Consider the following 20,283-nt stretch of genomic DNA (forward strand, 5'->3'; position numbering starts at 1 on the left):
ATGTCAAAAGTTGTAGAAGATTTATCTGCAGCACAAATGCAGGAAATTACAACAGAAAAAAAGTTTTCCATGAAGGAAAAAACGTTTGTTATCACGCTTTTCAGTCTAACGGTAGCTGCGCTGTTCTATGTTAACTGGTCAGCCTCGGATAAATGGAATTTAACCATCGGCTTATACGGTTCAGTAATGATTGCGTATCTGCTAGGAAAAATGATTCTTTCTTTTAAATACAAAACGGTAGATCTCGATCCGCCGGATTTGAAAGTGTCCGTAGTGATTCCCTCTTATAATGAAGAGCCGGAAGCTGTGCTCGGAACAATTAAGAGTATTTTAAAGCAAGATTACCCGGTTCATGAAATCTTCGTGATTGATGATGGAAGTAAAGATATATCGGCGTATAATGCTTCTCTTAAATTAAAAGAAACTTTGACTGCCAATATGACTGCCATCGAAGGAGTGGAACCTTCCAAACTGCCGGAATTGATCGTCCATCGGCTTCCGAAAAATCAAGGCAAACGCCACGCTCAAATTTGGGCTTTCGAAAGGGCGACCGGTGATGTGTTTGTAACAGTTGATTCTGATTGTACGGTCTTCTCCAATGCGATTCGGGAACTTTTAAAGCCTTTTAATGATTCAGAAGTGGCTGCAACAACGGGGCATGTCAATATCCGAAACAGGACTGATAACCTTTTAACCAGACTAATCGATATGAGATATGACAATGCGTTCCGTGTTGAGCGGGCTGCACATTCTGTTACCGGAAATGTTTTGGTCTGCAGCGGTCCTCTTAGTGCTTATAGACGTAATGTGGTCATGTCAAACTTGGAACATTATGGTACGCAAACATTTTTAGGCCAGCAGGTACAGCTTGGGGATGATAGATGTTTAACCAATTACGCGATCCGTGAAGGAAAGACTCTCTATCAATCAACCGCTCGCTGTATTACAGATGCGCCGACATCACTTTATACTTTGCTTAAGCAACAGTCCCGCTGGAATAAATCTTTCTTTAGGGAAAGCTTAGTAGCACTTAAAATCGGATTGAAAAAACCAAATGTGTTAGTTTGGGTCATGTTAGAATTGTTTTTATGGCTGGCTTTTGGGGTGTCACTCGTTTTGGCGATATATCTTATGTCAACAACGATGGGGTGGATTATGTTGATCTACTACCTGGCATATGTAACGATATCTGCTTATGCAAGAAACGTGTTTTATGCGTATAAGAAGCCTTTTACCTTCTTGCTTGCCCCTGTTTACGGCATCCTGTTTTTAATTTTATTATGCCCGCTTCGTTTTTGGGCATTGCTAACATTACGTTCTACTTCTTGGGGAACAAGAGGCTAAAAATGAGCTTACAACCGGATGAAGAGATTGGAACTAAGAATACTCGTTCCACGCTTCACCCGCTAAATAAAGTGTAGATTGAATAAAAATAAATCATACAAAGAGGAGTTGGTTCCATGAAGGTTCGTAAAGCGATCATTCCAGCTGCGGGTTTAGGGACGAGATTTTTGCCTGCAACGAAGGCACAGCCAAAAGAAATGCTTCCGATTGTTGATAAGCCAACGATTCAATACATTGTTGAGGAAGCAATCAATTCTGGAATTGAAGATATTCTAATAATCAGCGGACGTGGAAAGCGCGCGATAGAAGATCATTTTGATAAAGCTTACGAGTTAGAAGAAACCCTCTATAAAAAAGAGAAATTCGAAAAGCTATCTGAAATTCAAGAGATTTCTAATATGGCGAATATCCATTATATCCGTCAAAAGGAACCAAAGGGACTTGGGCATGCGATACATTGTGCATCAAGCTTTATTGGAGATGAGCCGTTCGCCGTTTTATTGGGGGACGATATTGTAAGATCCGAAAAACCTTGTATACAGCAGCTTATTAACGTTTTTGATAAATATCAGACATCTACTATTGGTGTACAGGAAGTGGATCCTAAAGAAGTTTCAAAGTACGGGATCATTGCACCGTTGGAAAACAAAACGCTCGATGAAGGAATTATCTCGCTCGCATCAGTTGTAGAAAAGCCGCCGGCGGAAATAGCGCCTTCGAATTACGCGATCATGGGAAGGTATGTATTAACTCCTGAAATATTTTCGATTCTTGAATCATTACCTCCAGGTTCCGGTGGCGAGATTCAGCTGACGGATGCGATCCAAAAACTAAACGAAATCGAAAATGTACTAGCTTACGACTTCCATGGAAAGCGGTATGATGTCGGAGATAAATTTGGTTTTGTCCGGGCGACGATCGACTTTTCTCTTGAAAGAGAAGACATTAACCAACAGGTGAAAATGTATTTAAAAGAGCTAGTAGGCCAACAACCTATTGTACATTAATCACTGTCAAAGGAGGAGAAGTTGAGATGAGAGTAGCGATCATAGGAACAGGTTATGTCGGTCTCGTTACAGGGGTATGCTTATCCGATATTGGTCATGATGTAACTTGTATTGATATCAATCCAGATAAAATAGAGATACTGAAAAATGGTGAATCTCCGATTTATGAACCTGGTCTGGAAGAATTAATGAAATATAACAGCGAAAAAGGCAGACTCAATTTCACTACTTCTCACAGTGAAGGCTTCCGCGAGGCTGAAGTGATCTTTATCGCAGTTGGAACCCCGCAAAGTGAAGACGGTTCCGCTGATTTGACTTATATATTTCAGGCTGCGAAAGATATTGCATATAATATTACCTGCGATACGATTCTTATTACGAAAAGTACGGTTCCAATCGGAACAAACTACAAAATAAAAGAAGTAGTGCTGGAGCATTTAAAAGAAGATGTGAAGGTCGACTTTGTTTCAAATCCGGAATTTTTGCGAGAAGGTTCCGCTGTGTGGGATACATTTAACGGAGATCGAATCGTCATTGGAACGGATTACAAAGAAGCTGCCGAAAAAATTGAAGCTTTATACCAACCCTTCCAAATCCCGGTACTTACAACGAGTATCCCGAGCGCAGAAATGATTAAATATGCTGCTAATGCTTTTCTAGCTACGAAAATCTCTTTTATCAATGAGATTGCAAATCTATCAGAAAAAGTAGGAGCGGATGTAGAAGAGGTGGCCAACGGGATTGGTAAGGATGGAAGAATTGGCTCTAAATTTCTTCAGGCAGGCATCGGCTATGGGGGCTCATGCTTTCCGAAGGATACCCATGCTCTTGTAAGAATTTCTGAAGAATCAGACCACGAATTTCATTTATTGAAATCCGTTATTAAAACCAATGATTCCCAAAAGTTCTTATTATACGAAAAAGCTTTAGAACGATTCGGATCACTCGAAGGAAAACGGGTAGCTTTTCTTGGTCTCTCCTTTAAGCCTGAAACAGATGATATGAGGGAAGCAGCCTCAATTACATTGGCGGAGCTGTTAATCAAAGATAAGGCGCAAGTGATAGGATATGATCCTATTGCGACAGAAAACGCTAAAAAGCTACTCCCGGAAGGTGTAGTGTACGCAGAAAACATAGAGGATGCGATTAAACAGGCTGATATCGTCTTTATTTTAACTGATTGGCAGGAAATTGTGGAAAAAGCGCTCATTCTTACAAGCTTATTCCACGATGAACCGGCCATGTTTGATGGACGCAACTGTTATTCGCTTGAAGAAGTGCAAAAGTTCAACGTAGAATACTATTCTGTCGGACGGGAAGTTGTTCATCCAAAAACAAAAGAAAAGCAGCTTGCTGCGTCTTTCTAATACCGAAGAGAGGAAGATAAATATGAAAAAGATGTTATCTGCTGTTTTAGCTGCGGGCCTAGTGTTAAGTACTACTGGCATGGTAAGTGCACAAAGTACGGAAGTGAAGGAACCATCCTCGCAAACAGGCAAATTTGAAGATGCCATACATGCAATTAATAGCCTTCATGCTTCAGTCGTTCTTACGAATGAAAAGTACCATGTCAGGTATTCAGAAGAAAAAGGCAAGGTGAAGATTCATATCCAAAAAGAGAGCGGTAATGAAAAAATTGAAGTTACGGAAGAACAGGCTATCGAAGAAATGAAGCAATTTGTTTCAGAATTAGAGCTTAACAGACAAATGAGCAAGCAAAAGATTGTTCAAAGAATTTCTGATGCCTTGGGTGTAAAGCCGGCCGATGTTCAATTCTCAAAGACGTCTGTTACCTTTAACAATCAGTCACAGTTAACATTTCTCTACAAAAAAGGCAATAAAGCAAGCGATTACGTGGCCCCAAGCAATGTCAACTTGAATGTAGAGGACGTTAATGGACAATTTGTACGGGTAAAATTATCTGCAAAAAATGACAAAATCATCGCGCGTTATGAGATAAAAACAACAGAAGAGCATAAAGTTTACAAAGGATGGGCTGCTCTTAGAGAGCTTAACCGGTTAGGTGTGACCCTGCATCCTGACGAAGATACTGATTTAAACAGTTATTATAATAGTCTGGCCAAAAAGCTTGGAGTTTCAGCGAACGAAGTAAAAAAAGCCAATATGAATCTATTGTTATCTAATCAGACAATGGTTCATTTCAACTATGTGAAGTAGCAAATATTCTACAAAAAAATGAGGGTACCAGCAAATGCCGGTCCCTTCATTATTTAGTTATATTGCTGCTCGTTTGGTCATTCAGATTGGAAAAAGTATTTCCCGAAAGTTTTAATCCGGATACGTTTGCGACCATGTTCACACCATATCTCCCATTCATTAAAGAATTATCCATAATGGAAATATTACTGAATTCACTGGTGCCGTCATATCCTTTGTTTATTCGGATCATATCAGATTTGGAAGAAATATTGCTTTCCCCATTGGCGATGGAATTTCCTATTACTGTTAAGTTATTTCCGCCCGCTATGTCTATGGCCGCAGAAAATCTTCCTATCCCCGCTATCGTATTCTTTTCAACCGAGACATTATCTGCATGAACAGATATTGCTGACCACATATCATAATCATTGTTATCTTTATAGGTTTCATAAAAATTGTTGTAATGAAAGCTGTTAAAAATATAATTGTCTTTAACCAGGACACCAGGCGATTGAATCTTTATTGCCCTTTTATAGGTTTTGTGAAAAGAATTATTGATGATTCTCAGGCCTACATCCTCTGTAAATCCTTGGACGACAATCCCATCCCCGTCATCCTTGGGGCCAATCTCAGAAATCGATGAGTTTTGGATGGTAATATCTTTGCTGGCAGGCTGTGTTTCAAGAGCAGGACTTATTAAAACTCCTCTTGCTACTTTATGGTTCCAGCCTACTTCTGAAGAAATATTTTCAGCAAAGACATTGTGAATAAAAAGATGATTTATCATTACGTTTTCAACTCCGCCTTCAATGCGAATGCCGACTGGAGTAGAGTTAGAAAGTGCACCTTCCGATGGCTGGCCGAAATTTCTAAAGGTAGCGGATTGTAAGGTTATGTTTTTGGTTCCATCCATGATCGTAAGTCCCCGTAAAACATGGTGATTACCATCTACGATAAGGTCATGAATTTTGATATTTCCACCTTTTGCTCTTAGCATTGTATAGCCTTCCGACTTTGCTTTAATCACAGAGTTAGATCCATAAACTTCTGTATTCTCTTTAACTGTTAACGTTTCGGCTATTGAATACGTACCTTCGGGGAAGAATACTTTTTTATTCTTTCCATAATATAAGGCTTTTTTTATCGCTACCGTGTCATCGGCAATGCCATTTCCGATCGCCCCATAATCCTTTACGTTAATGATACTATTCTCTGCATGAATGGAAGCTGAAAGACCAAATAAATATAATAGTGACATAGAAACAATGATACCCGCTTTTTTTATCTTCATAAACGATCCCTTCTAATTGTGTTTCTTAAGATGCTATTCCATATGACTATAGTATCGGCATCTTTTTACCTGTTTTTGCTTTAATTAAACAATTTTTATAGGACTTTTATAGTGTTTTTTGTTTTTGAAGGTAATTATGTCCATAAGATTGAAATGAAAAATGAGAGAAAGGTTGGATTAAATCATATTGAAGAACTTATATCGAAATAATCTTTTCATTTAATAGAACAAAAGAAGCAAGGTTGAAACAGAAGAGGAATTCAAATTCTTCAGGAGAATATGTACAATAGAGGATGATGGAGGATAGGAGAGACAGATAAAGGCGAAAAATGTGTTTTAACTAACCTACACTAGCAGAGTTAAAAGAATAACTGGGATGGCTCATTTGCAGGATAAAACCAGAAATTTAGGGAGATATGAAAAATGATTAAGGCAATGATTTTTGATTTTGATGGCACGATTATTGATACCGAGTCGTTGTGGTATAAAGTATTTTGCGACGTCCTGATGGAGAAGTTTGAACTGGAACTTCCACTTGCAGAATTTGCGAAAGTGATCGGCACGACCGACGAGCTCCTTTTTGAATACATAAGCACTCAAACGGGAAAACCTGCAGATCAAGAGCTTATCAAAGAACTAACAGGCTTAAGGTTTTCCGAGTTAAAAGAAACCCTCGTTTTACGCGAAGGGATAGAAGGAAAAATAAAAGAGGCTAAGAATTTGGGGATTAAGCTGGGCATTGCCTCAAGCTCTGGCCGGGAATGGGTCGAAAGCTTTCTTGAAAAATTCGGGTTACTGGAACATTTCCAAACGATTAAAACAAAAGAAGATGTAAAGATTGTAAAACCAGATCCCGCTTTGTACGTAAAGGCTATGGATGACTTACATGTGGTTCCTGCGGAAAGCTTGGCCATTGAAGATTCAATCAACGGATCTCTTGCAGCTATAAGAGCCGGGATGCACTGTATAGTGGTTCCAAACGAAGTCACTTCCTTCCTTACTTTTGACCAAGAAGTTAAGGTGTTTAATACGTTTTCAAGCTTCCGGCTGGCGGATATTGAAAAAGAAGGTTTATAGATTGTGATTACACTGGCCCCTAATAATAACTATGGATTAGTTACTTTAGGGGGACTAGAATAATTTATCTTGCTGACGGAAGTTACCCAGTTATCCTTTAACAAGTATTCAAAGAAACAATTTCGTGCTTCAAGAGCGGCTCTTATCGCTATTCACGATTTCTTTAATAGTAAGAGGGGTTAAAAAAGAGAATAATAAGACTTAAGAATAAGAGGCTAATTATGAGTCAGCTTAAAATATACTACAGAATAAAAAAGTTATTGTTACTGAATTGAATAATGGAGAAGATTTACGAAAGCAATGGAAACAATGTTTCACTAAAAGTATAAGCAAATCAGTAAAGAAGAATATTTATTTTGATCAATTTTTATGGCATATATTTAGCTATGAGATAATCCAATGCTTAGAAAATGAAGAAGCCATTGAGGCATTCAATAAAGAACATAAAAAGGATTGTTATGTGTTCTATCAAAATATCGACGATGTCTTAATGCTTAACAATGCTAAAGAAATAAAGCCACACGATTTTATATCCGAACCACAGGCTTTTTATTCGGATATTTATATTGTAAATAAAGATTTCACTTGGACATATGTACTTACTCACGAAAAATATTGTGGACCATATTTTTATAAACCGACAAAGGTGTAATTGAAATCACTTTACTCCCTACCAGCAAGTACAAATGCATCGGAATCGATCGAACAAAAGACAGTACACTTATCCTTTGAGAAGAAAAATAATAGCGTTAAGGGAGAGGTTGTTGTTAGGAAAACAGCTTCTCCGTTTTTTAATTATTATTAATCTCAAAATGGGGAGGAGTTAGAACATTGAAGAGAAAGACACTATATTTAATAAAACCTACTATAGAATTTAAACGAGAATATCTTTCCTTTTATCAAGAATGGAAAGAGAGCGGCGAGGTTATGGTACCCTGGGTAATTCGCGAAGACCCTTCGAATTTTCAAACAATGATTAATCAGTTACAGGATTATAAAAAAGGAGAGAATCTGCCGGGAAACTGGATGCTTGAAAATTCTACTTATTGGTTAATAGATCATACTAAAAAGGTCATTGGGGTTGTGAATATTCGCCATCGGTTAACAGAGAGATTATTAAATACAGGCGGGCACGTCGGATACGGCATAAGACCATCAGAGAGATTGAAGGGTTATGCAACCGAAATATTGTCTTTATCTTTAGAAAAAGCAAGAGAATTGGGCATTGAAAAAGCTCTCGTAGTTTGCGATCAAGGGAATATTGGATCAGAAAAGACGATCATAAAAAACGGTGGGATACCGGATAAGGACTATATAGAGGAAAACGGGAACGTCTTGAAAAGGTACTGGATAGAGGTTTAGGAAATATAACTGCAAAGACAAGTGGTTTTATTTATAGAAGCAATTTTTTTGGGCGGAGGAGGGTTACAGTAAAGAAATGGTTATGGTAAAATATAGGGGATAAATAGTAATGGGGAGTTGTTTAATATGGCTAGCACATTGGGAACAGTTGCTGCGGGAATAGCCATTATTATTTTTGGCTACCTTATTGGTTTTAGAAAAATGTTGTTTTTAATCATCGGCTATAGTGAAAGTAATTTCTACGGTAATAAAGATAAATATGCCAAGCGAGTTGGGTTGTTCGTAGTCGCATTTGGAAGTCTAATTATCACAATGCCGTTCTCCGTTATGGTTTTCGGTGATATTGCAACGGAAGTATACAAATATCTCGTTATTACGATGGTCATAATCCTCGTTGTGGTTTCTAATTATTGGAGATTCAGGTATTAGATATAATGACAGAGTGAATAACCCGTTGGTTAACGATATTCAGTACGAGTATCGCTTTTTCTTTTTGCGCTAACTGCCGGGAAAAAATCCAATTCTTATCTTCCGGGAATGGAGCTGATTTATACACTGCAGAAAGGGGAGGATAAATATATATGGAAACTATGCTCGAGTCCACTACTCTAAAAGACTATTTGGAAGAAACATATGTTGTTAACTATTCTCATCCTTTAATTAAAGAAAAGGTTCATGAATTGTTTCATGATAGGCAATCAGACATTGAAAAAGCCAGAGTTGCATTTGAATTTGTGCGGGATGAGATATCTCATTCTTGGGATATACAAAGCAAGAGAGTTACTTGTACAGCTTCTGAGGTCCTTGAATATCGGGAAGGGATTTGTTATGCAAAATCCAATTTATTCGCAGCGTTATTAAGGTCGGCAGGAATCCCGACAGGATTTTGCTATCAAAGGCTGATGATATTTGATACACCGGAGAAGGGCTATAGTATCCATACTCTTAATGCATTTTTTCTTACATCATTAAATCGCTGGATCCGCATCGATGCCCGTGGAAATAAACCAGGGGTTCAAGCAGAATTTTCTATAGATGAAGAAATATTGGCATTCAAAGTCCAAGAAAAGTTCGATGAAAAAGATTATCCAGTCATTTATACAAAACCAAACCCTCAAACGATTACTACACTAGAAACCCACACGGATGCATTACAGATGTATAAATATTTTTTGCCGGAGTACTTATAGTTGCTTCACAGTACATAACTAGAATCTTAGAAAGGATGGGGAAGTAAGTGGTGGAGCAATCATCATGGTCAAAAGATGGCTTTACGATAAGCACCAATAAAAGCAATCTGGATACGGAAGTCATTTATCGGTTTCTTAATGAGGAGTCTTATTGGGCAAAAGGCATTGCGAAGGAATTGGTAGTCTCATCGATTGAGAATTCAACAATTTGCTATGGAATCTATGAAGGAAATCCTGCGAATGGCCGTACCAAGCAAGTCGGTTTTGCCCGTGTGGTATCCGATCTTGTCAGGTTTGCTCATCTGGCAGATGTATTTGTTATCCCGGAATATAGAGGCCGGGGTCTTAGTAAATGGCTGCTGAATGTCATCACCGAACACCCTAAATTAAAGGGAACAAACTTCTCGCTAACGACAGAAGACGCTCATTCATTATACGCGCAATATGATTTTGAACCGATAACTGACATTGAAAAAAGAATGGCCAGACCTTTGGATTGGGAGGCTGTTTACAAGGGGCACGGATTAAAGTAAGCGATTCATCTATTTGGATCGAAAATAATCATAAAAAGGAGGCTAAGATATGGATCATCGAGAAGCCTTACACCAATACATAGAAGCAACGAATACTCATGAATTTAGTAACGTAGAAAAAATATTGCATCATCAAGCTCTATTTTGGTTCACGAATCAAACATATTCATCAAAAAATGAAATCCAGCGGTACTTTGAAAAAGCGTGGGACATGATTAAAGAAGAAGTTTATCGTGCGAACGATGTGGAGTGGTTAACCGTCGACAAAAATTCGGCAACTTGCATATATACATATCATTATGAAGGGTATCATAACGGCGAATTTATTTCGGGCGGCGGCCGGGCCACTAATGTGTTCTGCAAGAACGAAGAAGGAGAATGGAAATTGATCCATGAGCATTTAAGTAGTATTTGAAATGAATTTCCGGTTTCGGCAATTAAACTAATCAAATCGGCAACAAAATTGAAATGTGGGCAACGAAATCTGGATCTGGCAACAAAACGAAAATTCCGGCAACAAAATTCGGGATACTGGCAACAAAACTAGACAAACTGGCAACAAAACTGAAATGTTGGCATCGAAATCTGGGCTTGGCAACAAAACGAAAATTCCGGCAACAAAAGTTCGGATTCCGGCAACAAAACTAGTCAGTCTGGCAACAAAATTGAAATGTGGGCAACGAAATCTGGACCTGGCAACAAAATTGAAATGTTGGCAACGAAATCTGGACCTGGCAACAAAACGAAAATTCCGGCAACAAAAGTCGCGATACTGGCAACAAAACTAGACAAACTGGCAACAAAATTGAAATGTGGGCAACGAAATCTGGGCTTGGCAACAAAACGAAAATTTCGGCAACAAAAGTCCGGATTCTGGCAACAAAACTAGTCAGTCTGGCAACAAAATTGAAATGTTGGCAACGAAATCTGGTCTTGGCAACAAAACGAAAATTCCGGCAACAAAAGTCGGGATACCGACAACAAAACCAGAGAAACTGGCAACAAAATTGAAATGTTGGCAACGAAATCCAGACCTGGCAACAAAACGAAAATTCTGGCAACAAGGCAACAAAACTAAAATTCCGGCAACAAAAGTCGGGATTCCGGCAACAAAACTGAAATTTTGCAACGAAAACAAGAACTTAAGCAGTATTTGAGCATGCTGTTATTGAACCGTGAAAGAAGGAATACTATGAAGTTTAGAGATTTCCATAAAAATATTAAAATACGAATCATTGAGACATTTATAAGTAGATTTATTAGCGGCATGATTTTTCCTTTTATGACGATTTATTTGGTGAACCATTTCGGTGCGAAAACAGCGGGGTTATTGCTGCTGATTAATGTCGCAGCAGGTATAGCCGTATCCTTTATCGGCGGGTATTTTTCAGATCAATTTGGCAGAAAGAAAATCATGCTTTGGGCGGAAATCCTGAGACTGGTTGCATTCTTTATGATGATGGTTAGTAATTCACCATGGTTTGAGTCCGCGCTGCTTACTTTTCTAATGATGACGATCAACAGCATCTGCTGGGGGCTTGCCGGTCCGGCTAACCAGGCGATGTTGATTGATGTAAGCACGCCTGAACAGCGCAAGCTTATTTATTCGATTACATATTGGGCCAATAACCTTTCTATTGCCATTGGCGGGATATTAGGAGCCGTCTTATTTAAAGACTATTTATTTGAGTTGCTTATCGCTTTGACATTTGTCGCTGCCATTGTGGTCATCCTTGTCGCCTTCTTCATTGATGAGAGCTATGTTCCGGCATCATCCGTTAGAAATGCGAAACAACATGTTTTTCAATTGTTCCGCAGCTATAAGCTGGTGTTAAAGGATCGGTTGTTTGTATGGTTCGTTTTCGCCGGTGTCTTAGAGCTATCCATGGAGATGCAATTAACGAACTATGTTGGAATCAGATTAACTGATGAAATGCCTACACAACGATTTCTATCCTGGGAAATAGATGGCCTCACGATGATGGGCTTTCTTCGAAGTGAAAATACGATTCTTGTTGTCCTGCTTGCGTTGTTTGCAAGCAAATTAACAGACTATATGAAAGATAGAACCGTATTAATTGCCAGCTGCGCGTTATTTTCTATAGGATACGGAGTTCTGGCTTATTCAAATAATATATGGGTGCTTTTTGCGTTCATGATATTGTTGACAGTAGGCGAAGTGTTTCGGGTGCCTGTTGAACAATCGTATATGGCTTCGATTCCGCCGGATCATGCCCGAAGCTCGTATATGGCTGTACACGGGCTGGAATATAACCTTTCGATGGTAATCGCTTCGTTAACCGTTACTTTGGGTTCGTTTTTATCATCTCTAATCATGGCGATTCTAATTACCGCTATAGGGCTAGCTGGTACTTTGATTTATGCCGCCATAATTCCTGGATTGGATATGAGAAGGAGTAAAGATGGTGAAATCCAACAAGCAAATAATTTAAATGCGGCCAAGTAGAGGGAGTACAAAAAGCTAAGATACAAAACATACACTATTAAGGAAAACAATGTCATGTACATAATATGAGGTTTGGAGAGATGGATTTGGAAACAAAATATATTAAAATAAATGCGCTTTTACTATTTGCCATCATACCGCTTTCTATTGTGGGATATCTATTTGCAATATCTTATGAATCTTTGTTTTATATATATGAATGGCTCCTTGCTTTATTGATTATCAGTTCAATTACTTGGGCTGTTGTTAGTATTGTTAAAATTAAAACGCCATTAAGATGGATTTCCAGTTCAATTTTGGCTTTTCTTGTTCAATTTTCCGTACTTTGTTTGTTTTTAGGCCCTTTTACTGTAAACCGTTTTTTCTACGTTTTTTACGTCATAACATTCTTAGAAGTTATCCTATTGATTATAACTCTTAAGAAAGTGAAGACATTCAGGTATCTGCCGATTCTCTTTCTAATCATTTCTGCAATCCTGACGCTTTATATGATATTTTTGAATAGTTTGTGGGGAAGCAATTTGAGTTAGACGAAAGACCTTAGTATTTTTACGAAGGTCCTTCTCTTTAGATATCTCTATATATAAAGAAGTCATACTTAAAAACAAAACCGATTCGTCCAGTATTCCTGCGGGTCTATCATTTGGTCTATCTTTCCTGATTCTTTCATCCAGTTTTGCAGGCGGTCATAATATTCAGCTGTCATCGAAAAATCAAAGGTGAAACAGGGAATGGTGGCGGCGGTAGTTTCTGCTGTTAATGGATCATTCCTGTCAGCATTGGTAAAATCGATATAAATATTTTTCGTTTCTTCTGGATTCTCATACATAAAATCGATAGATCTTCGAATCACTTTTATAAACTTTTCGATAGCATTTTGGCGACGGTTAAGTATTTCGGGGGAAGTAATAAAAATTAATTGGCAAAAATCCGGCACTCCCCAATTTCTAAGCGAAAAAAATCCTGCATCCAGCCCTTTATGTTTAGCCTCAATCATTTCGAAATTCCTGAAAATCAGTGTTGCGGCATCCGCTTTGTCTTTTTTTAGAGCATCGGTATGATAGAAACCGTTATTAATAGGCTGAAAGTCTTCTAAACGGCATGTGCCTCCATCTGCTTCGACCATTGTCTTGACAATCGAGAGCCCTCCTAGGCCAGGGGCACCCGGATATTGAATCCTCTTACCTATCAGATCAATTGGGCGGTTGATGCCTTTTCCCTTCATGTACATGACTCCGCCATTCGTATGTAAAAATCGGCTGAAGCCGACGATGGAATGATCATTTGCCCTATCCTCTACTAGATGGATTGGTTCGGTGATCGCGATATCCATATTGCCGGCCTTGATCTCATCGATAGCATCAAAATGCTCTTTTGGTTCAATCATGTTGATTTCCAAGCCTTCTTCCATAAACCATCCTTTAGTAACCCCGATCATCATCGGAATATGGTCAGGATTCATAAACCACTCAAGTCCAACTGAAATTTTCTCCATAAAGCTTCCTCCTAATTGTATGATAAAAATAAAAAATGCAGATCCCCTCATAGGAGAGGGATCTGCATTTATGACAACATAAGAAAATTGCCTAAAGTAGTCCTGTTCACTTTCCTACGCTGGTATTAACCAAATCAGGTTCAAGGGTTGAAGAATGATTTCTTCTCTCAGCTCTACAAAAGCACCCCTAGTGAATGAAACATAATTTTTATACTGTTTTGAATAGAATAACATTCAATATATCCAACACGCAATTATTAATAAGAACCGGGCTACTTCTACCCGATTTTATTACGCTTTTATACTTAAAATTAGTGATAAATAACTTGAACACACAAATAGAACACTCATTAAGAATGAAAATATCGCAGGCGACTTCTTAATAAAAGAAAACACAGTTAAAGCTAAGAATAGCAGAGCTAATATAAGCAACGTGATACTCGTTACATTCAAAGCAACGTAGACGGACATGCCGGGTTGGAATATCCCTTGATATAACAGAGTAAATAGCTTCGAAGGTCCCTCGCTTTGTAGCGTGGACAATAGGTTGTGGGGCGGTGATTCCTGACCTAAAGCAGCCGTAGCTGAAAAGATGAGTAAAATCACGATGCTTTCTGCTTTCGTCCAAGGCTTTGGATTAAATTCTATATCCTTCATTAGCTTCTTTCTCATGAGCAGGCTGTTGATCACGGCATAGACCAGCAACGGGATGATTAATAAATGCTTTATCAATAGAGATTGTCCATATGACAGTACCCATGCATTCGTATAGTCTTTCAAATCCACTACAAATGTCATTAAAACCAGTCCGGTTACAATGGTAGTCACAAAACAAACGAAAGCTACCGGTGTAAACCATTTCAGAAAATTCAACCAGTTAGCATGTTTTTTTGAGAACCAACTCACCACAAGTAAAATACCAACCCAAAAAGTCACAGCGATAAAATGAAAGGTGTGTGCAAAAAATCCGGGCCATTGAACCAAAGAACTGGCATGACCCGACCAAGCTAATGAAAAGATTAAACACAAGACAAAGGCGATACCGATATACGAATACAAAGGTTTTTTTCTGTAGTCAAACCATACAACAAATATAAACAAAAGATTTGAAAGAATATAAGTAAAAATCCAACCCTTTCCTACTTCAAAGGTAAACAGCACAGACTGAAGGGTTTGAGATAGTCCAATGTCCTGATATAAGTGCAAAACCAACTGCAGCACCGGAATAAATGAGAAGAAAGCTATTCCGGCAACGGCTAACATGATTGCTCCCTTAGGCACATGAATAGCCGGACGATAGGAGTCCGGGACAATATATAAGAGAAAACTCCCTACAATAAATGAGAAGCATAGATATAATAATATTTCACTGATAATTCCAATGAATAACATGAGTTATTTACTCCTTCTCATGATCCACAGGAAACTCGCAACAAATAAAGCAATCAATAAGCCGATGGCGGTAGGAATCACATAGGAAGGCAGTTGGTTTTGGTCACTTGCCTCTTCCGAATTACTTGTTTCTGGTTCCTTGGTTGTTTCATTTTCTGCCGCTTGCTCAGTTTCTTTTGATTCATCAGCAGGGGTTTCTGCGGTTGGAGCATCTACTTGAAAAGAAAACTCTCCTTCGATCGGGTGACCATCCGCGCCAATAATCTTCCAATTGACCTGATAACGACCATTATCTAATGGACTTGATAACGTCCCAACCATCTGATTTTCGTTTAAAGAGATTTCTTCAATCGGTATAGGTTCACCGTTTGAATTTTCCAGTTCAAATATACTGCTAAGTTCTATTTTTGTTTCGAATGTTAAAGTAATGGTCTTTAATTCTTCTGTAACGACTTCTTCATTCTTGGGTGAAGAATCCTTTAACCCTGTATGGGCCAGTGCATGGCTGTTAACAAACGCAATAAAAAAGATAAAAGTAAATAAAATTGATTTTTTAATCATAGAGGCCTCCTAAACGTAGTAACAGTTTTAATTCTAGCAAAGTTAGCAATATGATTTAAAGGAGTTGCTAAAGTTATTGGTGACAATATTTCGAACAAACCTATTTTTACAGTTTATCTTCTTTGTTTATGTATAATACAAAATTATTGTTCTAGTAAGTTCTAAACAAAGGAAGATAACCTACAAAGTTTTTAGTTTTAGATCATCTCCTGTTAATTTTCCATGAACATTCTTATAATCATTTGAATAAAAAAGAAAAAGGGTTATAATATATTCAAGTGAATGTTTGAATGAGGGAGTGTTAATTATGAGTAAAAAAGACACTTGTGAGATTTACTGTTATAACGAAGAAAAAGTAAACCGGATACAAGGACAGTTGCAAAAGGAAAATATATCTAGTGTTGCCCAATTATTTAAAGCATTTGCCGATGAAAATCGTGCGAAAATCGCTTATTCCTTATGTCAGGATGGGGAATTATGCGTTTGTGACATTGCCAATATTATCGGCTCTACTGTCGCAACCGCGTCCCATCATCTTCGAACGCTTTATAAACAAGGAATTGTAAAATACAGAAAAGAAGGCAAACTAGCGTTTTATTCCTTAGAAGATGAGCATATCAAGCAGTTAATTCTGATTGCTTTAGCCCATAATCAGGAGGTGGAAGTAAATGTCTGAACAACAATTGGCGAAAACATCTGATCAAGAAGCAAAAACGTACCGTATCCAAGGCTTCACCTGAGCTGGCTGTGCCCAAACGTTCGAATCGAACGTAAAACACCTGGATGGTGTTTCTGATGCAAAGGTTAATTTTGGTGCAGCCAAACTTACGGTTTATGGTGATACAACTATTGAAGAATTAGAAGAAGCTGGAGCTTTCGAAAACTTAAAGGTCCGAGATGAGAAAGAGCGACGTGTAGAGCGTGAACCATTCTGGAAGCAAAAAGAAAACATTAAAGTCTATATTTCAGCGCTATTGCTTATTATCAGTTGGTTTTTAGGTGAGCAATACGGGGAAGAACACGTCATTCCGTCAATTGGATATGCAGCATCAATTCTTATAGGAGGATACTCACTTTTTATTAAAGGATTGAAAAATTTATCTCGTTTTAAGTTTGATATGAACACGCTTATGACAGTTGCTGTAATAGGCGCGGCTGCGATTGGTGAATGGGGCGAAGGGGCAACTGTTGTCATCCTCTTTGCCATCAGTGAGGCCTTAGAGCGCTATTCAATGGATAAAGCGAGACAATCGATTGAATCCTTAATGGACATTGCTCCAAAAGAAGCGTTAATTCGGCGCGGTCATGACGAAATGATGGTTCACGTTGATGATATTCAAGTAGGCGACATCATGATCGTTAAGCCTGGTCAAAAGGTAGCGATGGACGGTGTTGTGGTTAAAGGTACGTCCACTTTAAACCAGGCTGCCATTACAGGAGAATCCGTTCCGGTTGCGAAAACGATTGATGACGAAGTATTTGCCGGTACATTAAATGAAGAAGGTCTGCTCGAAGTTCAAGTAACAAAACGAGTGGAAGATACAACTCTTTCGAAGATTATTCATTTGGTTGAAGAAGCTCAAGCAGAACGGGCTCCTTCTCAAGCATTTGTCGATAAATTCGCCAAATATTATACACCAGGAATTATCATCTTAGCGGTGTTATTGGCTATTGTGCCTCCATTACTCTTTGGAGGAGACTGGAGTGAATGGATTTATCAGGGGCTGGCTGTACTCGTGGTAGGTTGCCCTTGTGCGTTAGTCGTTTCAACTCCTGTTGCCGTTGTTACGGCAATTGGCAATGCAGCGAAAAATGGTGTCTTAATTAAAGGTGGCGTCCACTTAGAAGAAGCAGGTTCCTTAAAGGTGATTGCGTTTGATAAAACAGGAACGTTAACAAAAGGAGTTCCGGCAGTCACAAATATGGTTACGTATCACGGCAATGAAAATGAATTATTGACGTTTACGGCAGCGATTGAAAAAGGCTCACAGCATCCACTCGCTTCAGCCATCATGAGAAAGGCTGAAGAAAACGGGTTGAATTTTAATGATGTAGCCATTGAGGAGTTCCAATCCATTACCGGTAAAGGTATAAAAGCAAAAGTAAATAACGTACTGTATTATGTCGGCAGCCCCAATCTGTTTACCGAGTTGCATCAATCAATTCGAGATGAAATCAAAGAAGAGATTTCAATGATGCAAACACAAGGTAAAACAGTAATGGTATTAGGGACAGAGAATGAAGTCCTTGCGTTAATCGCTGTCGCCGATGAAATGAGAGAATCTTCAAAAGAAGTCATCCGAAAACTTCATCAAATCGGTATTGAAAAAACAGTCATGTTAACTGGCGATAACCAACGAACAGCTGAAGCGATCGGAAGAGAAGTCGGAGTTTCTGACATAAGGGCCGATTTACTTCCGGAAGACAAATTAACTTTTATTAAAGAACTTCGCAGAAAACATCAAAGTGTTGCGATGGTCGGAGATGGCGTGAACGATGCACCGGCTCTTGCAGCTTCAACGGTCGGGGTTGCGATGGGCGGTGCCGGAACGGATACAGCACTGGAAACAGCTGATATAGCGTTAATGTCTGATGATTTAAGCAAACTGCCATATACGATTAAACTAAGCCGTAAAGCGTTAGGGATCATCAAACAAAACATAACTTTCTCTTTAGCCATTAAAGTAGTTGCTCTGCTATTGGTTGTTCCAGGCTGGTTAACTTTATGGATAGCGATATTTGCTGACATGGGGGCTACACTACTAGTAACCCTTAACAGCTTACGTCTATTAAAGATAAAAGAATAAAAATTAAGAGCTGTCTCAAAAGGTCGTTGGATCAACATCTTTTATGAGATAGCTTTTTTTACTTTAATAACCAGATGAAAATTCTGTTTAAATGCCCATGTTAAAAGGAAAAGGGATTATAACAAAGAATAAAAAAAAAGGTTGAACTTTTTCCGAAAATATAACATAATATATATATGAACATATACTCATATATAGAGAGAAGTGATTAACTATGGGACATCATCACGGACATTCACACGGCCACGGCCATAGCCATGGTTCAGGAAATAAAAAGGCATTGCTTTGGTCTTTTCTTTTAATTGTGACCTTTATGGTTGTTGAAGTAATAGGCGGTTTACTTACAAATAGCCTGGCGCTCCTATCGGATGCCGGCCATATGCTCAGTGATGCAGTTGCACTAGGTTTAAGTTTTTTCGCCATTAAGCTGGGAGAACGGAAAGCAACACTTTCAAAAACATTTGGGTATAGACGATTTGAAATTATTGCAGCATGCTTGAATGGAATTACCTTGATCCTTATATCACTTTATATATTCTATGAAGCATTCCAGCGTTTCTCTAATCCACCGGAAGTTCAAAGTTCGGGGATGTTAATTATTGCTGTAATCGGTTTGTTTGTAAATATTATCGCCGCATTCATTTTGATGAAAGGTGATAAAGATGAAAATCTAAATGTAAGAAGTGCGTTTCTCCATGTGATTGGAGATATGCTTGGTTCAGTCGGTGCGATTGTCGCCGCATTGCTGATGATGTTTTTCGGATGGGGGATTGCTGACCCGATTGCGAGCGTAATCGTATCAGTTCTGATCATCATAAGTGGCTGGAGAGTGACAAGAGATTCCTTCAATGTATTGATGGAAGGCACCCCATCCCAAATTGATGTTCAAAAGGTGAAGGAATCCCTTCAGGCTATACCGCTTGTAAAAGAAGTGCATGATCTTCACGTTTGGTCTATCACTTCAGAGCTTCCGATGCTAAGCTGCCATATGGCGATAGCGGGAGAAGGAAATCACGATGAGGTGTTGAATCACGCGCAGTCCATTCTCCACGATGATTTCGGAATCGAGCACAGCACGATTCAGGTGGAGCATGCGGACAACGGATGCCCGAGCCCGCATGGCACCTGTAATTAATGATGGTGGGCATGTTCGATCGTTTGTTTCAAAATATCCATAACATGTTCATCATCATGGGTATAGTAAAGAGAAGTCCCTTCCCGCCGGAATTTTACCAGGCGCAAGTTTTTCAGGAAACGCAGCTGGTGCGAGACGGTGGACTGGAGTAAAGAAAGTTTCTCGGCAATATCATTAACGGAGTATTCCCCATCAAATAACAAATGAAGAATACGGAGCCGGGTAGGATCCGATAAAGCTTTAAAGGTTTGGGAAACGATAAATAGTGTTTCTTCGTCCAATTCCCCTATTGGAGTTGGCTGTTTTTCTTTTTCATCTTTCACTTATATCAACCTCCTAGGCTTATTATAGCGATAATTAGATAGAAAAAAAATCATGGCTTCCTCAAAGTCCATGATTTTTTTGTTATCAAATGGAATGGAAGGGCAAATTAAGTATGGAATTGTGAAGGCTTGATGACAG

22 protein-coding genes and 1 riboswitch are annotated in these 20,283 nt (G+C 38.7%); of the genes, 17 read left to right on the forward strand and 5 right to left on the reverse strand.

The genetic code is table 11. The features are described from left to right. The 4 genes from LQ216_RS02340 (at position 1) to LQ216_RS02355 (ending at position 4,529) form a co-directional block, all read left to right on the forward strand. Complete coding sequence (locus LQ216_RS02340) at positions 1 to 1,344, forward strand: glycosyltransferase (protein ID WP_230126513.1); 1,344 nt, start codon at positions 1 to 3, stop codon at positions 1,342 to 1,344. 116 nt (positions 1,345 to 1,460) lie between these two features. Then, the gene (galU, locus tag LQ216_RS02345; protein ID WP_230126514.1) at positions 1,461 to 2,351 is read left to right on the forward strand and encodes a UTP--glucose-1-phosphate uridylyltransferase GalU; all 891 of its coding nucleotides are present in this window, start codon (positions 1,461 to 1,463) and stop codon (positions 2,349 to 2,351) included. Between the two features lie 26 nt (positions 2,352 to 2,377). Next, positions 2,378 to 3,718 (forward strand): UDP-glucose/GDP-mannose dehydrogenase family protein, encoded by a 1,341-nt coding sequence (locus tag LQ216_RS02350; protein WP_230126515.1) that lies wholly within the window; start codon positions 2,378 to 2,380, stop codon positions 3,716 to 3,718. A 22-nt stretch (positions 3,719 to 3,740) separates the two neighbouring features. Next, positions 3,741 to 4,529, forward strand: a complete 789-nt coding sequence (locus LQ216_RS02355) for a YusW family protein (protein ID WP_230126516.1) — start codon at positions 3,741 to 3,743, stop codon at positions 4,527 to 4,529. Positions 4,530 to 4,578: 49 nt separating this feature from the next. On the opposite strand, the gene LQ216_RS02360 is transcribed toward LQ216_RS02355, so the two are convergent. Continuing rightward, positions 4,579 to 5,802, reverse strand: a complete 1,224-nt coding sequence (locus LQ216_RS02360) for a glycoside hydrolase family 55 protein (RefSeq protein ID WP_230126517.1) — start codon at positions 5,800 to 5,802, stop codon at positions 4,579 to 4,581. A gap of 423 nt (positions 5,803 to 6,225) precedes the next feature. Between LQ216_RS02360 and LQ216_RS02365 the strand changes: the two genes are divergently transcribed. The 10 genes from LQ216_RS02365 (at position 6,226) to LQ216_RS02410 (ending at position 12,431) form a co-directional block, all read left to right on the forward strand. After that, positions 6,226 to 6,879, forward strand: a complete 654-nt coding sequence (locus LQ216_RS02365; RefSeq protein WP_230126518.1) for an HAD family hydrolase — start codon at positions 6,226 to 6,228, stop codon at positions 6,877 to 6,879. A 238-nt stretch (positions 6,880 to 7,117) separates the two neighbouring features. Next, complete coding sequence (locus LQ216_RS02370; protein WP_290369218.1) at positions 7,118 to 7,531, forward strand: DUF4275 family protein; 414 nt, start codon at positions 7,118 to 7,120, stop codon at positions 7,529 to 7,531. A gap of 179 nt (positions 7,532 to 7,710) precedes the next feature. Further along, positions 7,711 to 8,241 (forward strand): GNAT family N-acetyltransferase, encoded by a 531-nt coding sequence (locus LQ216_RS02375; protein ID WP_230126520.1) that lies wholly within the window; start codon positions 7,711 to 7,713, stop codon positions 8,239 to 8,241. A 126-nt stretch (positions 8,242 to 8,367) separates the two neighbouring features. Next, positions 8,368 to 8,670 (forward strand): DUF3784 domain-containing protein, encoded by a 303-nt coding sequence (locus LQ216_RS02380; RefSeq protein ID WP_230126521.1) that lies wholly within the window; start codon positions 8,368 to 8,370, stop codon positions 8,668 to 8,670. Positions 8,671 to 8,822: 152 nt separating this feature from the next. Continuing rightward, on the forward strand, positions 8,823 to 9,431 hold the full coding sequence (locus LQ216_RS02385) for a transglutaminase family protein (protein WP_230126522.1): 609 nt from the start codon (positions 8,823 to 8,825) through the stop codon (positions 9,429 to 9,431). A gap of 50 nt (positions 9,432 to 9,481) precedes the next feature. Beyond that, positions 9,482 to 9,964 carry a GNAT family N-acetyltransferase gene (locus LQ216_RS02390; protein WP_230126523.1) on the forward strand — a complete coding sequence of 161 codons (483 nt, stop codon included), beginning with the start codon at positions 9,482 to 9,484 and terminating at the stop codon, positions 9,962 to 9,964. Between the two features lie 49 nt (positions 9,965 to 10,013). Then, positions 10,014 to 10,379, forward strand: coding sequence for a nuclear transport factor 2 family protein (locus LQ216_RS02395; protein WP_230126524.1), 366 nt, complete (start codon positions 10,014 to 10,016; stop codon positions 10,377 to 10,379). Between the two features lie 55 nt (positions 10,380 to 10,434). Beyond that, positions 10,435 to 10,752: a hypothetical protein gene (locus tag LQ216_RS02400; RefSeq protein WP_230126525.1), complete on the forward strand. Its 318-nt coding sequence runs from the start codon at positions 10,435 to 10,437 to the stop codon at positions 10,750 to 10,752. Between the two features lie 24 nt (positions 10,753 to 10,776). Further along, entirely contained in the window at positions 10,777 to 11,121 is a 345-nt protein-coding gene (locus LQ216_RS02405) for a hypothetical protein (RefSeq protein WP_230126526.1), read from the forward strand. A 35-nt stretch (positions 11,122 to 11,156) separates the two neighbouring features. Next, a complete protein-coding gene (locus LQ216_RS02410; RefSeq protein ID WP_230126527.1) occupies positions 11,157 to 12,431 on the forward strand; it encodes an MFS transporter in 1,275 nt (424 codons plus the stop codon). Between the two features lie 598 nt (positions 12,432 to 13,029). Here the strand turns inward: LQ216_RS02410 and LQ216_RS02415 are convergent. From LQ216_RS02415 to LQ216_RS02425, 3 genes are all read right to left on the reverse strand, one after another. Next, positions 13,030 to 13,926: an ABC transporter substrate-binding protein gene (locus tag LQ216_RS02415; RefSeq protein ID WP_230126528.1), complete on the reverse strand. Its 897-nt coding sequence runs from the start codon at positions 13,924 to 13,926 to the stop codon at positions 13,030 to 13,032. Between the two features lie 94 nt (positions 13,927 to 14,020). Continuing rightward, positions 14,021 to 14,125, reverse strand: a riboswitch (TPP riboswitch). Between the two features lie 92 nt (positions 14,126 to 14,217). Continuing rightward, positions 14,218 to 15,189, reverse strand: coding sequence for a CopD family protein (locus tag LQ216_RS02420; RefSeq protein WP_230126529.1), 972 nt, complete (start codon positions 15,187 to 15,189; stop codon positions 14,218 to 14,220). A 132-nt stretch (positions 15,190 to 15,321) separates the two neighbouring features. Then, positions 15,322 to 15,879: a copper resistance CopC family protein gene (locus LQ216_RS02425; RefSeq protein WP_230126530.1), complete on the reverse strand. Its 558-nt coding sequence runs from the start codon at positions 15,877 to 15,879 to the stop codon at positions 15,322 to 15,324. A 307-nt stretch (positions 15,880 to 16,186) separates the two neighbouring features. Here LQ216_RS02425 and LQ216_RS02430 point away from each other — a divergent pair, with 307 nt between their 5' ends. From LQ216_RS02430 to LQ216_RS02440, 3 genes are all read left to right on the forward strand, one after another. Continuing rightward, a complete protein-coding gene (locus tag LQ216_RS02430; protein WP_230126531.1) occupies positions 16,187 to 16,555 on the forward strand; it encodes a metalloregulator ArsR/SmtB family transcription factor in 369 nt (122 codons plus the stop codon). After that, positions 16,548 to 18,686: a heavy metal translocating P-type ATPase gene (locus LQ216_RS02435; protein WP_230126532.1), complete on the forward strand. Its 2,139-nt coding sequence runs from the start codon at positions 16,548 to 16,550 to the stop codon at positions 18,684 to 18,686. The genes LQ216_RS02430 and LQ216_RS02435 overlap by 8 nt, the downstream gene beginning before the upstream one ends. Positions 18,687 to 18,900: 214 nt before the next feature. Continuing rightward, positions 18,901 to 19,821 carry a cation diffusion facilitator family transporter gene (locus LQ216_RS02440; protein ID WP_230126533.1) on the forward strand — a complete coding sequence of 307 codons (921 nt, stop codon included), beginning with the start codon at positions 18,901 to 18,903 and terminating at the stop codon, positions 19,819 to 19,821. Here LQ216_RS02440 and LQ216_RS02445 read toward each other — a convergent pair. Continuing rightward, positions 19,818 to 20,144 (reverse strand): metalloregulator ArsR/SmtB family transcription factor, encoded by a 327-nt coding sequence (locus tag LQ216_RS02445; protein ID WP_290369212.1) that lies wholly within the window; start codon positions 20,142 to 20,144, stop codon positions 19,818 to 19,820. The genes LQ216_RS02440 and LQ216_RS02445 overlap by 4 nt on opposite strands. Positions 20,145 to 20,283: the final 139 nt, after the last annotated feature.

This window comes from Bacillus sp. CECT 9360 (assembly GCF_918741275.1).
In the GTDB taxonomy this organism is placed as follows: domain Bacteria; phylum Bacillota; class Bacilli; order Bacillales; family DSM-1321; genus Peribacillus.

Excerpts from the sequence above, each read along its gene's own strand:
- LQ216_RS02340 (WP_230126513.1), top strand. The coding sequence starts at position 1 with ATGTCAAAAGTTGTAGAAGATTTATCTGCAGCACAAATGCAGGAAATT.
- galU (WP_230126514.1), top strand. The coding sequence starts at position 1,461 with ATGAAGGTTCGTAAAGCGATCATTCCAGCTGCGGGTTTAGGGACGAGA.
- LQ216_RS02350 (WP_230126515.1), top strand. The coding sequence starts at position 2,378 with ATGAGAGTAGCGATCATAGGAACAGGTTATGTCGGTCTCGTTACAGGG.
- LQ216_RS02355 (WP_230126516.1), top strand. The coding sequence starts at position 3,741 with ATGAAAAAGATGTTATCTGCTGTTTTAGCTGCGGGCCTAGTGTTAAGT.
- LQ216_RS02360 (WP_230126517.1), bottom strand. The coding sequence starts at position 5,802 with ATGAAGATAAAAAAAGCGGGTATCATTGTTTCTATGTCACTATTATAT.
- LQ216_RS02365 (WP_230126518.1), top strand. The coding sequence starts at position 6,226 with ATGATTAAGGCAATGATTTTTGATTTTGATGGCACGATTATTGATACC.
- LQ216_RS02380 (WP_230126521.1), top strand. The coding sequence starts at position 8,368 with ATGGCTAGCACATTGGGAACAGTTGCTGCGGGAATAGCCATTATTATT.
- LQ216_RS02385 (WP_230126522.1), top strand. The coding sequence starts at position 8,823 with ATGGAAACTATGCTCGAGTCCACTACTCTAAAAGACTATTTGGAAGAA.
- LQ216_RS02395 (WP_230126524.1), top strand. The coding sequence starts at position 10,014 with ATGGATCATCGAGAAGCCTTACACCAATACATAGAAGCAACGAATACT.
- LQ216_RS02410 (WP_230126527.1), top strand. The coding sequence starts at position 11,157 with ATGAAGTTTAGAGATTTCCATAAAAATATTAAAATACGAATCATTGAG.
- LQ216_RS02415 (WP_230126528.1), bottom strand. The coding sequence starts at position 13,926 with ATGGAGAAAATTTCAGTTGGACTTGAGTGGTTTATGAATCCTGACCAT.
- LQ216_RS02420 (WP_230126529.1), bottom strand. The coding sequence starts at position 15,189 with ATGTTAGCCGTTGCCGGAATAGCTTTCTTCTCATTTATTCCGGTGCTG.
- LQ216_RS02425 (WP_230126530.1), bottom strand. The coding sequence starts at position 15,879 with ATGATTAAAAAATCAATTTTATTTACTTTTATCTTTTTTATTGCGTTT.
- LQ216_RS02430 (WP_230126531.1), top strand. The coding sequence starts at position 16,187 with ATGAGTAAAAAAGACACTTGTGAGATTTACTGTTATAACGAAGAAAAA.
- LQ216_RS02440 (WP_230126533.1), top strand. The coding sequence starts at position 18,901 with ATGGGACATCATCACGGACATTCACACGGCCACGGCCATAGCCATGGT.